This is a genomic window from Neobacillus niacini, from assembly GCF_046591715.1.
In the GTDB taxonomy this organism is placed as follows: domain Bacteria; phylum Bacillota; class Bacilli; order Bacillales; family Cytobacillaceae; genus Neobacillus; species Neobacillus niacini_L.
Genome location: NZ_JAWVNQ010000004.1, coordinates 272747 through 285214, shown reverse-complemented (window position 1 = coordinate 285214; position 12468 = coordinate 272747). Strand labels below are relative to the sequence as shown.

Annotated in this window: 9 protein-coding genes; 7 read left to right on the top strand and 2 right to left on the bottom strand. The window is 39.8% G+C overall.

The features are described from left to right. Nucleotides 1-28: 28 nt before the first annotated feature. Nucleotides 29-2530, bottom strand: coding sequence for an NEW3 domain-containing protein (locus SFC47_RS13620; RefSeq protein WP_411254832.1), 2502 nt, complete (start codon nucleotides 2528-2530; stop codon nucleotides 29-31). A gap of 411 nt (nucleotides 2531-2941) precedes the next feature. Between SFC47_RS13620 and SFC47_RS13615 the strand changes: the two genes are divergently transcribed. From SFC47_RS13615 to SFC47_RS13585, 7 genes are all read left to right on the top strand, one after another. Beyond that, nucleotides 2942-4114, top strand: coding sequence for an ROK family transcriptional regulator (locus tag SFC47_RS13615; protein ID WP_411254831.1), 1173 nt, complete (start codon nucleotides 2942-2944; stop codon nucleotides 4112-4114). Between the two features lie 103 nt (nucleotides 4115-4217). Further along, complete coding sequence (locus SFC47_RS13610) at nucleotides 4218-5306, top strand: extracellular solute-binding protein (RefSeq protein ID WP_411254830.1); 1089 nt, start codon at nucleotides 4218-4220, stop codon at nucleotides 5304-5306. Between the two features lie 148 nt (nucleotides 5307-5454). Continuing rightward, the gene (locus tag SFC47_RS13605) at nucleotides 5455-6525 is read left to right on the top strand and encodes an ABC transporter ATP-binding protein (RefSeq protein ID WP_411254984.1); all 1071 of its coding nucleotides are present in this window, start codon (nucleotides 5455-5457) and stop codon (nucleotides 6523-6525) included. 10 nt (nucleotides 6526-6535) lie between these two features. Further along, nucleotides 6536-8263, top strand: coding sequence for an ABC transporter permease (locus tag SFC47_RS13600; protein WP_411254829.1), 1728 nt, complete (start codon nucleotides 6536-6538; stop codon nucleotides 8261-8263). A gap of 15 nt (nucleotides 8264-8278) precedes the next feature. Further along, the gene (locus tag SFC47_RS13595; RefSeq protein ID WP_411254828.1) at nucleotides 8279-9010 is read left to right on the top strand and encodes a creatininase family protein; all 732 of its coding nucleotides are present in this window, start codon (nucleotides 8279-8281) and stop codon (nucleotides 9008-9010) included. 22 nt (nucleotides 9011-9032) lie between these two features. Further along, complete coding sequence (argH, locus tag SFC47_RS13590) at nucleotides 9033-10556, top strand: argininosuccinate lyase (protein WP_411254827.1); 1524 nt, start codon at nucleotides 9033-9035, stop codon at nucleotides 10554-10556. Further along, a complete protein-coding gene (locus SFC47_RS13585) occupies nucleotides 10549-11487 on the top strand; it encodes an N-acetylglucosamine kinase (RefSeq protein WP_411254826.1) in 939 nt (312 codons plus the stop codon). Before argH ends, SFC47_RS13585 begins: the two co-directional genes overlap by 8 nt. Nucleotides 11488-11636: 149 nt before the next feature. Here SFC47_RS13585 and SFC47_RS13580 read toward each other — a convergent pair whose 3' ends face one another. Then, nucleotides 11637-12362: a hypothetical protein gene (locus tag SFC47_RS13580; protein ID WP_411254825.1), complete on the bottom strand. Its 726-nt coding sequence runs from the start codon at nucleotides 12360-12362 to the stop codon at nucleotides 11637-11639. Between the last annotated feature and the right edge of the window lie 106 nt (nucleotides 12363-12468).

Here is a 12468-nt window from a genome sequence, read left to right as displayed (position 1 = left end):
CACGTCATTTTCTTTTTTACATGATATTTTAGTTATTTGAGCCGTAGCTGATTAAGTTCGCGAAGATTCGGTATCCTCCAGGAACTTGGGCGTTGATTTGGCGGTAGAATACTAAGTTGGTGTATAAGAAAGTTCCTTCACCGTATTTTGCCATTAGGATACCGCTGTTGAAAGCTTCTTCGCCAGGGTCCGCCATGGATACAAATGTTTCGTAGTTAGCATCCCATGCAGTTGGGAAGTAAAGAGCTCTTTCTTGTACCCAGTTATCCCAGTCACTATCATTAATCTTATTTGGCTTGTTAAAGAGTTCATGTTCTGGTTGAGTATGGGTAACCTTTGCATTTTCGTCGGTTACACGGACGCGAATGGAAGGAGAGCCGATTGTTAATGAATATGGTGGTTTGAATGCTCCTCCATTCCATGGATCTCCAGAAGTAACATACTGCATTACAAGATGGCCACCGTTATTCACGTAATCAAGTAATTTTTGGTTATTTTGTAAGATGTCTGGTCTTCCAAGAGTCGACCGAATTCCAGCAACGATTGTATCATATTGTGAAAGATTTCCAGATGCCAATTCTTCAGGTGTAATCTTCGTAATATCAAATCCAGCATTCTGTAGTGAATCCGCAACTGTGTCAAAGCCACTGTCAATGTAACCAACCTTCAAATTGTCTGGTTTTAATAACTCAAATGCCACACCATTAATGTTAGATGGGTACATAAAGTAAGAGTCATTAATATGGTCATATTTTATTTCTTGGACAGTCGTATCATATGTCTTGCCATCTGATGCAGCAATGGCTCCAATGGTGAAGTTTCCATCTTCAACCGTTGAAGGAGGAACTAGTGTGAATGAAACTTCTTTTTCTTCATTTCGTTTAGAGAAGCTAACATCTGCTGCTGCTGGTTGACTCGACCAGCCTGGAGGTAGATTTAATGAAACCTTAGCATTCTTAGAACCATTCGCATAGTTCTTCACTCTAACATTGACAGGAATTTCATCTTGAACATCTGCAGTGTTAACTGTGATATTCACTGGGTCAGGTGTCACACCTAATTCAGGGAGTACACTTACTGTGTTGTCTAAATCGATAACAGATGTTGTTTTCACACCGTTTTCCTTAAATGTTAGTTGTGCTTTGATGACAGCGTCACCATAAGGCTGGTAATATTCTGCATCAGACGGAACTGTGACATTAAAGGTAACAGTCTTTGATTCACCTGGCTTAAGATGCTTTACATTCGTTGCACCTTCATGCTTCCAATGATCAGGAGTCAGTAAAGCTGCCTCAATATGTTGGATTTTTTCCTTGCCCTCATTTGTAATCTTAACAGTCACTTGTGTTTTTTCACCTTGAGTCAATACATAAGAACCAATCTCAGTATCAACAGCAAGGCTGGAAGAAACGAAACTTACTTGCTGAAGCTGTTCTTCTTTAAGTTGGAGCTTATGAAGCAAATCATTTTTAACACCAGCTTCGAGTTTTGCAGATTTTGTGCTGGCAATTAATTTTTGGACAGCTCCTAAAGCTTTTTGTGATTCAGGTAAAATCGCTTCACGGTTTGGATACAGCTTGATAATACCTTCTAATTGATTTTGTAATGTATCCAGCTGTTCACTTACGTTGGCAGCAGGAATGATATCCGCCCAAGCGTGGAAGTCATATGGAACTCCTGCAAAAAGCTCATTCGAATCCGTTTCTACAGCGGATTCAACTAATTTAAGATGTGACTGTCTCGGCGCAACATCAATATCATTTCCCATTCCTTGGCTCTTGTGAAGATAGCGGGATGCTTCGCCTAGTTGTGGGTAACTCATTCCATAAATTGGGTCGAAGTCACCAATTTCAATCGATGTAGTAGCTGTTGAAGCATTTGCTGGTAAATAAAACTTCTTTATTTGCCAAGTGCTTAGGCCATTCTTAAGTTGTTCCGGGAAAACGTTCGGATCTGCTGCATCTTTAAATGCTTTTTCCGATAAAATAGCCATCAAACGATGGTGTCCGTGCTGGCTGTCAACATTTTCAAATGAAGGCATGACAATATCCGGCTGATACGTACGGATAAATTTAATTAAACGTTCGTACGTAACATCTGCACCCCATTTTTCCAGGGTTTCATCTGGTGATTTTGAAAAACCAAAGTCATAGATATCATCTGATGTAATTTCACTTAAATGATAAGCTTTAACTCCATTGACCTTAGCTGCTTCGATCATTTCATTGGAGCGGATAATACCAAGTGCATTTCCTAATTCATTACCAATGGCATTTTGGCCGCCTTCACCACGGTTAGCGATTAAGCTAGCTGTTTTAACACCTAACCCGCGGGATAAATAGGCAAGTAAATCACTGCGTTCATCGTCTGGATGTGCTCCTGTGTTTAAGTAAGTGACGGTAGTATCTAGAGGTTTAACAACATTCCAAAGCTCAACATCAGCTTCACTTTGTTCTTGTGCAAGACTAACTGGAGGCAGGAGGGAAGCAAGTAATAGAACGGTCATTAATAAACAGAAAAGTTTTCTCAATTTTTGAAACCCCTTTCATTATTAACTGAATTAATCTACCCAATTCTCCTTTCCTTTATGTATTTTAGTTAGTTAGGATTACTAACTAATGAGACAAAAGCATTTACACCTATGATTATATTACCTTTCTAAAAATTGTAAATATTACCAAATAACTATCTAATATTTGGAAATAGTCCAATAGATGTGGTTAATAAGTAATAGGTACCAGTATTCATATAGGTTTAGTTTCATAGGTTTTTCATCATTTCCACCTAATTAATCTTAATTATCCAAATTTTTAAAATTTTGTATTGTGAACGTTTCCAAATTAAGGTATAGTGAAGGTGAATTAGTTAAACTTACTAACTAACAAATAGATTTAAGGCCGTGATGATGATGAATAAGAAACTATCTAATGCAGAAATAAGGATGAATAATAAAAAGATTGTTTTGCAATGTATAAAGAATCATCAACCTATTTCTAGAGCAGAAATCGCGGAAAAAGTCCTTTTTAGTAAGCCAACCGTTTCCTTACTAGTCGATGAATTAGTAAAAGAGAACTGGGTTTATGAAAAAGGCATCGGCGAATCTTCTTCTCAGGGTGGCAGGAGACCTATTCATCTTTATTTTAATGAAAAGGCTGCCTTTGTCATTGGGGTGGATATCGGCGGCACGAAAGTAAGAACCGTTATTTCAGATCTTGGCGGAACGATTATCAGTGCTAGCAGCTTTCCTACTAAAAAATATTTAGAAAATGGGTTATTGAAACAAATTCAAAAAGAAGTTCAAGAGATGATTCAAAAACATCAGTTGAATAAAAGTTTGATTCTGGGAATGGGAGTAGGAGTACCCGGTATCACGGAGACAAATACGGGGGTTGTGGTGGAAGCTCCAAGTTTAAAATGGGTTCGTTATCCGTTTTTGACAGAAGCGGAACGATACTTCTCCTTCCCTGTTTATGTTGATAATGATGTCAATATAGCTGTTCTAGGTGAACAATGGTTAGGCAGGGCAAAAAATAAAGAGAATGTACTGTTTATATCCGTGGGAACAGGCGTCGGCAGTGGGATTATTATTCATAACCAATTATATCGCGGATCCTCTTATGCTTCTGGGGAGCTGGGATATATGGTTACAGATAAAAATGATATGAAAAATGAGTTCAAACCTATTTTTCACAGATATGGTTACTTGGAAAGTGTTGCAGGTGGAAAAGCGATTGGAAGGAGATTTACGCAGCTTGTCCAAGAAAACCAGAGTCATCCTTTATGGAAGGAAGCGGCAGAAACGGAGTTAACGGGAGAACAGGCTTTCTCGTTAGCAAAAGCAGGAGACATAACAGCTCTTTCTGTGACAGAAGATGCTATTGAACATTTAGCTTATGGAATGATCAATGCTGCTTCTCTATTAAATCCAGAGGTTATTATCCTTGACGGAGGTGTGATGAAATCTGCGGATTTCATTCTGCCAAGATTACAAAAAATTGTTCACCAATACCTGCCTAGTTCTGTAGAAATTTATCGTTCACAATTAGGGGAAAATGCAGGAGTTTTAGGAGCTGTTTCATTGTTCCTTCGGGAATACGATAGTATCTTAAATTAGCTTTAAATGGGTAACAGTTTTGAAAGTTATTTTCCTTTGGTTCTTAGCGGGTTATGCTAGCCTGCTTTAAGAATAAATAAATTTCATTTGTAGGGGGAGTAGTATGTTTAAGAAGAAGAATTTGTTGGTGTTCTTATTAGCAGTACTGATGCTTTTCGTTTCAGCATGTTCGAACAGTTCCTCAGGCGGGGAAAAACCTGCGAAAGATAATGAAAAAGGAGATACAGAGGAAAAAGCAGAAGCTAGCGGAAACCTCGTAATCTATACCGCACGTGACCAAACCATTGTCGATAAAGTGGTGGATATGTTCAACGAAAAATACCCAGATGTTCAGGTGGATGTATTAACCATGGGAGCACAGCAAGTTCTTGAACGTGTCCGTGGGGAAAAGGCAAATCCTCAAGCAGACTTTTGGTGGGGAGGAACACAATCTGCATTTATGACAGCAGCAAATGAAGATTTGTTAGAATCGTTCAAACCAAGCTTTGATGGAAGCATTTTGCCAGAGCACAAGGATGCTGAAGGCCGCTGGTATGGAGAAATGCTGCTGCCAGAAGTTATCATGTACAACTCTGACATGCTTAAGAAAGACGAAGCTCCACAGGATTGGGAGGATTTACTTGATTCAAAATGGAAAGATCAAATCATCATTCGTGGTGTATTAGCATCAGGAACCATGAGAACCATTTACTCTGCAATGATTCATGAACAAGGTGCCGATAATCCTGAAGCTGGCTATGAATGGCTTAAAAAGCTTGATGCCAATACAAAAGAATATGCACAAGACCCAACAAACCTATACTTAAAGCTTGCTCGTCAAGAAGGTTCTATTTCTCTTTGGAACCTGCAGGATATTCTAATCCAAAAAAATCAGCATAACCAGCCATTTGATTTCGTGTATCCAGAAAGTGGTGCACCAATTTTAGTTGATGCAGTTGGACTTGTTAAAGATGCGAAAAACCTAGAAAACGCAAAATTATTCTATGAATTCTTGTTTGATCCAGAAACTCGTACAACATTAGCTGAAGATTTATTTCAAATTCCAACTCGTACAGACATCGACAAATCCACCATGCCAGATTGGTACCAAGAGCTTGATTTGAAGGGATTAGACTTAGATTGGGAAGTAATGGCTGAAAAAGAAGCTGAGTGGATGCAGCATTGGGACGAAAATATTAAAGGTAAAAATTAATAGATTACGATAAAAGGGGTGAAGGAGTTTTTTCACCCTCTTTTACAAGGCAGGAATGCATGAGGCTGTTTTCCTGCTTTGTAAAAGAATTAGCCCTAATAAAGGCTTTTCTTTTTGGCTCATTTTTAAGAACAGCGAGGTGTTTGTGTTGAAAAGTGTAAGGCTTGATCACGTTAGTAAAATGTTTGGAACTGCGATTGGAGTAGAAAACGTTGATATCGATGTGAAACCCGGAGAATTTTTTACATTTTTAGGGCCATCAGGATGTGGAAAAACTACGACATTACGGATGATTGCAGGATTTTATTATCCTTCAAAAGGGAAGATCCTTTTTGACAACAAAGATGTTACGACCCTGCAGCCGAACAAACGGAATATCGGAATGGTCTTTCAAAACTATGCTCTTTTTCCTCATATGACGGTCTTTGAGAATATTGCATTTGGTCTTGAAGTTCGTAAAATGTCAAAAGGCGTGATAAAAGAAAAAGTTGAACGGGCCCAAAAGCTTGTTCATCTTGAAAAATACGGGACTCGTAAAATCAATGAGCTTTCAGGCGGTCAACAGCAGCGTGTTGCCTTAGCACGTGCGTTAGTCATTGAACCTGATATTCTGTTACTAGATGAACCATTATCCAACCTAGATGCGAAATTGCGTGAAGAAACGAGATTAGAGATTAAAAGACTTCAAGTCGAATTAGGTGTGACAACCATTTATGTTACCCACGATCAGACAGAAGCAATGACGATGTCTGACCGGATTATGGTAATGAAAGAAGGGGTCGTACAACAAATTGGGACGCCGCAAGAGATATATAACCAGCCAACGAATCATTTTGTTGCTTCCTTTATTGGAGAAGCCAACATCCTAGATGCAGAGGTCGTTGAAGTAAATGCTGACACTGTAAAAGTTAAGCTCGATGAGAGTATTTTCGTTCAAGGGAGTATGTCTCAATCCGCCAATGGGAAAAAGCTAACAACAGGTGAATCCATTAAAGTATCAATCCGTCCTGAAGCGGTATATGAAGGAACTGGTCCTAATCAGGTGACAGGCACCATTCAACTTGTAGAATTTACTGGTGTGAGTATTAATTATGTGGTGAAAGTAGGCTCTAACATTATGAAGGTCATGATTATCAATAAAGGAAATGAAATCCTTAAGCGCGGTGATTCGATTACCCTTCACATACCTGAAAAAGGAATCTACTTAATCGGAGAATAGAGGTGAAAGAATGAGTGCGAATCAAACGACGGCTCTGCATGAGAACTGGTGGGCCCGGCTTACACGTTCAAAGTATTTTGTCTATGTATTAATATCACCGCTTTTTTTAGTACTTTTAGGGTATGTAATCTATCCGTTTTACCAGACCTTTCTTCAAAGCGTAGTCGGTGAAGAAGGAACAACACTCGAAAATTACCAGCGATTTTTCGGCTTAACAAGTACAGCCAATCTTGAAGCGCTATGGACAAGTGTATATATTTCGGTCATTAGTGTGATTACCTGTGCTATTGTTGGTGTCACCATGGCTTTTTTAATGGAACGATATGAATTTCCAGGTAGAAAATTGCTTTCGGTTTTAATTCTGGTTCCAATGGCATTGCCGCCGCTTGTAGGCGTGTTATCTTTTACGTTCCTTTATGGAGAAAGTGGTATCATCCCAAGGGCATTCCAAGTTCTCTTTGATCTCGAAAAAGTACCGTTTTCATTAAAAGGAGTTATGGGTGTTATCGTCGTTCATACCTTCACCATGTACACGTACTTTTATTTAACGGCAGCAGCAGCGATTAAAGGTCTCGATCCTTCCTTAGAAGAAGCAGCAACAAGCCTTGGATCAGGAAGAATCCGCATTTGGATCAAGGTTATTCTGCCTATGTTAACTCCTGCGTTAATCGCATCTTCCTTACTTGTATTTATGATTTCAATGGCATCCTACACTGCACCGTTAATGTTTGGTGTGGAACGGACGATGACGATGCAAATCTATTTATCTCGTACAAATGGAAGCCTTGATATGGCAGCGACACAATCGACGATCCTCTCGATCGTATCGATTTCCTTCTTAATCCTGATGAGATGGTATCAAGGACGACGAAACTATCAAAATCAAAGTAAGGGAATCAGTGTTCATCGTACCGAATTACGTTCCCAATTTGCAAAATACATGTCTATGTTTCTATCTTTTATTGGGGTCATTATCCTCATGCTTCCTATCCTTGTTCTTGTCTTGATTTCTTTTTCCGTGGACGGGGAATGGACAGTACAAGTAATACCAACCGCTTATACTTTGCAGCATTATATTGATTTATTTACGGATGAACGAACATGGCGTCCAATCTGGAACAGTTTACAGATGAGTTTTGTGGCAACAGCCGGAAATATTTTGTTTGGTGTGGCGGCAGCCTATGCCATGGTACGGACGAAATTTAAAGGAAAAGCTGTCCTCGATATTTTAATTATGGTTCCATGGGCACTCCCTGGTACTGTTGTAGCAGTAAATTTAATCGCTGCCTTCAGCGAACCAAGTGTATTCAGTTTTAATCAAGTCCTAATCGGGACATTCTGGATTTTACCATTAGCGTATTTTGTGCGGCATTTACCGCTTATCTTCCGTTCTACCTCTGCAGCGTTAATGCAAATGGATGAATCTGTCGAGGAAGCGGCACGAAGCTTAGGTGCTAATTGGTGGTATACGTTTAGAAGGGTAGTTGTGCCAATGGCTTTCTCTGGTATTCTAGCAGGAACTTTGCTGGCTTTGGTTCAGGGGATAGGGGAGTTTGTTGCCTCCATATTAATTTATAGTACTTCAACTATGCCTTTATCTGTTGCGATATTCCAAAAAATGTACGCCTTCCAATTCGGAACCGCTTGCGCCTACGGTGTACTGCAAATCATTCTGATTATTACTGTACTTTTTGTTTCGCAAAAAATAACAGATGGAAAAGCAGGTTCGGCCATTTAAGGAGGAGTTTATATTTTGAACGCAAGTGACATTCATGGCAGAGACCTAAAAACGTTAGAGCAGGCACCATTTGCTGTTGTTCCATTAGGGAGTTTTGAGTATCATGGTCCGCATTCTCCGTTAGGCACGGATATCATTTTAGCAGATGGATTTGCGAACATGGTCGATTCCAGCTTAGGCGGAGCTCTGTTTCCGACTATACCCTATACAGCCTGTCCGGGAAAAACAAACAAATATAAAGGAACCATTGCGATTCGGCCTAGTATTATTCAAGAATACTTGATTGATATTTCGATGGGTATTATTGAGCAAGGTATCAAGAAGATCATATTATTAAATGCCCATGACGGCAATATGGGTGTTTCCCGAACCGCAGCAGAATATGTTACAGGAAAGCATCCTGACGCAAGTTTCTTATTGGTGAACTGGTGGCAGATGGTTGCAAACGACGCAGCAGAGGAAATTGGATTTGAAGGTACAAAAGGAAGAGGACATGGCGGACCATACGAAATGTCTGCTGTTAAAGCGTTCCGCCCAGACTTGGTACAGGTAAATGCAGAGGACGAAGAGTATAAAGAGGTGCCGCCGTTTTCCGCCTGCCCCTACATTCTTGTTGAAGGAACGCCAAAAGCATGGAATGGTTATACGGGACTAATTCAACAAACCTCCTTTGAAAAAGGGAAGAGAATTGTTGAAAAGGCAGCTGCAAATTTGAATGAATTAATCAAAAACTGGCTTGAATACTAAGAGACAGAAGGGATGGACCGATTTGAAAACCTCACTTCGAGAGAAAGTCTTAAAAAAAGAAGGGACAACTTTTCCTTCTAAAACCTATACATCCATGGTACTGGAACCTGCCTATAATGAGGCAAAGCAGCAATTCATTGATTCAATGGTGGAAATTCACCATGCACATCTAATTATGCTTGTTGAACAAGGACTTGTCGGAATAGAAGAAGCAGAGAAAATTGCCAGAGCGGTAACTAACTTAGATATGGAAGATGTTAAAGGAAGAAGTTATACCGGTGAATTCGAGGATTTATTTTTTGAAGTCGAACATTCTTTAATTGAAGATGCAGGTGATATTGCGGGAAATCTTCATATAGCAAGAAGCCGAAATGATATGGGAATTGCCATATACCGGATGACACTTCGAAAGAAACTTTTATTATTGATAGAAAAGGCATTAACACTTCGCGAAGGTCTTATTGAATTGACCGACGAGCATAAAGAAACAGTGATGATTGGCTATACACATACCCAGCAGGCGCAGCCAACTACCTTGAGTCATTATTTGAATGCGATGACTGATATGCTTACACGTGATATCAATCGACTTCAGGCAGCCTATAAAACGGTCAATCGCAGCAGTATGGGAGCAGCCGCCTTAACCACCTCTGGATTTCCGATTAATCGAGAACGTATGAAAGACCTTCTAGGCTTTGAGGACATGATTGATAATGCTTGGGATGCAGTTGCAGGTGCAGACTATATAGCTGAGAGTGCAACGGCCGTACAGTTATCAGCACTCAATTTAGGAAGATCCATGCAAGACTTCTTATTATGGGGCACACAGGAGTATGGGGCGTTTCTACTATCTTCACCATACGTCCAAATTAGTTCCATCATGCCGCAAAAAAGAAACCCAGTTTCGATTGAGCATATGAGAGCTTTATTATCGAGTGTTGCAGGAGATTGTCAAACCGTCTTACTTATGCTCCATAATACTCCTTTTGGAGATATTGTGGACACAGAGGACGATATGCAGCCGTATATCTGGAAAGCAATAGAAAGATTAGGCGGCATTTATGACTTATTAACGTCTGTTTTGCTTACGATGGAGGTCAATAAAGATACCCTTCTCAAAAGGGCAAAGGAAAGTTTTGCAAATGTGACTGAGTTGGCCGATACCATTGTCAGAAAAGACCGCCTATCATTCCGTCAGGCTCACCATGTTGTAAGTTCAACGGTGAAGGAATTAATGAAAAATGGAAAAAGTTCATTAGAGTCATTAACCTTGGAACTTTTGAATGAGCAGTCAAAAAAAGTGGCAGGCAAGGAATCTGTTTTAACAGAAGATGAATTAAAACAATGCTTAAGCCCTGAATATTTTGTTCAAATCCGTGACCTAAAAGGCGGACCAAGCCCAAGCAGAATGGAAAAAACAATCAAAGTTCGAATACAAGAACAGAATGAGTTAGAAAATTGGTTAAATGAAAAACAAGATCACCTTACCTCGTCAGCAAGAAAGGTCAAGGAGATTATTACGAAATGGACTGGAGCACATGAATAAGAACGCCGCTAAACTGCTTGCGGTCGATGGCGGCGGCACGAAAACATTGGCAGTTCTTGTTAATGAGGATGGCACGATCCTTGGTAAAGGAAAGGCAGGTGCTTCTAATTATCAGGTAGTAGGGGCGGAAGGTGCCAAAGAGGCTTTAGTTGAAGCCATTCTAACTGCCTTCCATGATGCAGGTGGTTTGGCAGATGTGGATAAAGCAGTATTTGCACTTGCTGGAATCGATACCGAAAAGGATGAAAGAATTGTAGAAGGTGTCGTTGAGCGCGCAGTTAAAGCATTGTCTATCGAAGTTGGAAGTTTAGTAGTTGAAAATGATTGCCTATCTGCCTTATTAGGTGCCACCCAAAATAAAGCCGGCATTCTCTTAATCGCTGGAACAGGTTCCATTGTGTTTGCTCATGATGGCAAGAAACAAATTATCCGCTCTGGCGGCTGGGGACATCGAGTAGGGGATGAGGGAAGCGGCTATTGGATTGGTAAACAGGCCATCCAGGCTGTTCTCAAAATGCAGGATGGGCGTGGAGAAGAAACACTTTTATCTCGGTTTGTACTAGATAAATTTGGTTTCGAGAAGATTGAAGATTTATATAATTGGACTTATAGTGATTCCTATTCTGTTGATGATGTTGGGTCCCTTGCTGCATTAGTGGATGATGCCTATCGGTTAGGTGATACAGTGAGTAAACGAATCTTAGATCATGCAGTAAATGAACTCATACTCCTCCTTAAAACAGCGATTGTAAAAGCTGGCATCCAGCATGAAGGTTTTGAATTAATTTTGCAAGGCGGCGTTTTCCACCATAATGCCTATATAAAGGAACAAGTTCTAGAAAGAATTCAACAATTCTCTTCTAATGTTAAGGTCATTACAACGATGGAAGAACCGATTTGCTATATAATCAGGCGGGGTTTGAAATATTAGAACATTCATGGGTAAGTCGTGAGATAGTTAAAAAAGGAAAATAAAACGAGTGATTCACGGGTTATTTGATACCTGAGAAGCACTCGTTTTTTACATTTGATAAACATCTGCACACCAGAACCTAATATACTGAACTTGTCTCTTGCTGTTTATTTTTCCCTTGTCATTTTTACAAGCGTAATAATATCTTGTGAAACGGTATCATATGGAACGGAGTCCGCTTTTAAATTTGTTTTAATTTTTTCAATCAGCTCAACTGCTGCTGGATTTGTAACGGTAAGCGTTTGGACATTTCCGTTGAAGACCTTATTCATATAACTTTTTGCTTTCTCGAGGTTGTCATCCACATCTTGAGAAGCTGTATTATTCGTATTAACAAGGTCTTTTTGGTTAAGGTCTTTTCTTGACATACCATCGACCCCATTTAGGATATGCTCCTGCATTGAATCATACTGAGTGGAGGTCACTTCAGGGGCTGCACGCGCAAGGATAACTGTGTCATCTAATACAAACACCTTAATCCCATTGATTCCTTCACCGCCCAATCTTGATTCAAGATGAGAGGAAATCCCGCCATCATTCAAACCTGAGCTCCCAATTAAACTATATACATTTGTTCCAGCTCCATGAGAGGTTCCCCCATGTTCATCCGTGGTTTGTGTTTTTTCCCCATTTTCACTTGGAATAATTAGTCCATCATTCATATTTCTTGCTGTAACACTTTTATCATAGACGCTTGTTTGGTGTTCTCCATGCGTGTCATGCTGACCTTCCTCTGCTTTAACGGTCTCATCCATCATATTCTGTTGACCTGAGCATGCTGTGAGGAAAAAGGCTGTACTAACAATGGCCGCATTTTTCCATATTTTTTTCATTATTTTCCACCTCTAAATAATAGAATTTATGTTATTATGTCCAACATTCTTTTATGTATGAATGGATTTTTTTGGGGTAATCTATCCTTAAAATGTAGGAGGTGGA

What these genes read in the sequence shown, in the direction of transcription:
- SFC47_RS13580 (WP_411254825.1), bottom strand. Translation starts at nt 12,362, where the DNA reads ATGAAAAAAATATGGAAAAATGCGGCCATTGTTAGTACAGCCTTTTTC.
- SFC47_RS13585 (WP_411254826.1), top strand. Translation starts at nt 10,549, where the DNA reads ATGAATAAGAACGCCGCTAAACTGCTTGCGGTCGATGGCGGCGGCACG.
- SFC47_RS13615 (WP_411254831.1), top strand. Translation starts at nt 2,942, where the DNA reads ATGAATAATAAAAAGATTGTTTTGCAATGTATAAAGAATCATCAACCT.
- SFC47_RS13610 (WP_411254830.1), top strand. Translation starts at nt 4,218, where the DNA reads ATGTTTAAGAAGAAGAATTTGTTGGTGTTCTTATTAGCAGTACTGATG.
- SFC47_RS13600 (WP_411254829.1), top strand. Translation starts at nt 6,536, where the DNA reads ATGAGTGCGAATCAAACGACGGCTCTGCATGAGAACTGGTGGGCCCGG.